Here is a 587-nt window from a genome sequence, read left to right as displayed (position 1 = left end):
GCCGTCTGTATCTTCAATCCACACGTCGGTTGTGATGCTACCGTCAATGGTCATGCTGATACCGTCCTGACCCGTCACGCTGGACAGGGCTTCATCCTGCATCGGCTCGAGAGCCAGGGCGCTCATCGGCGCGACGGCTACAGCGGCAGCCAGAGCAAGTTTCTTGAAATTCATATTGTTCTCCTCGTGTGCACAACGTTGTTGTAATGCTTATGTGCGCCCCAGTCTTCGCAGAGCACGTAGTTACGTTAACACAACAGTTACAAAAACAAATATGCCCGTTACAAAATGGTTTTGGCCACAAAGGCATACCTATCTATCTGTAATCATTGAATTTTATCTAATTTGGCACATCCGTAGCAGGTTCTCGCCCGATACGGTGTCGTGCCCTTTCCGTCTGAACTGTTACCCGCAGTAACAGGATTGGGCATCGTTGCGTTACAGGGTTAGACTAGCCAACCCATTTTACTCTGGCCGGCCATGACTTTCCGTTGCGTTTTTCAATCTGATGGCGAACTACGCTGGCTCGGCGAGCCAGATGCGGTGCTGCGCGCGCGCTCTCGGGCTGAGCTGCAGCAGTTACAGGC

General features: G+C 52.3%; 1 protein-coding gene. It reads right to left on the bottom strand.

All coding sequences use genetic code 11. From position 1 onward, the window contains the following. Positions 1–174, bottom strand: a 174-nt coding sequence (locus tag A3754_RS28825; RefSeq protein WP_197468538.1) for a DUF6160 family protein, incomplete at its 3' end; no start/stop codon positions are given. Positions 175–587 lie beyond the last annotated feature (413 nt).

This window comes from Alcanivorax sp. HI0083 (assembly GCF_001635175.1).
The sequence above is the reverse complement of the archived record's forward strand: the minus strand, read 5'-3'. Positions and strand labels throughout refer to the sequence as shown.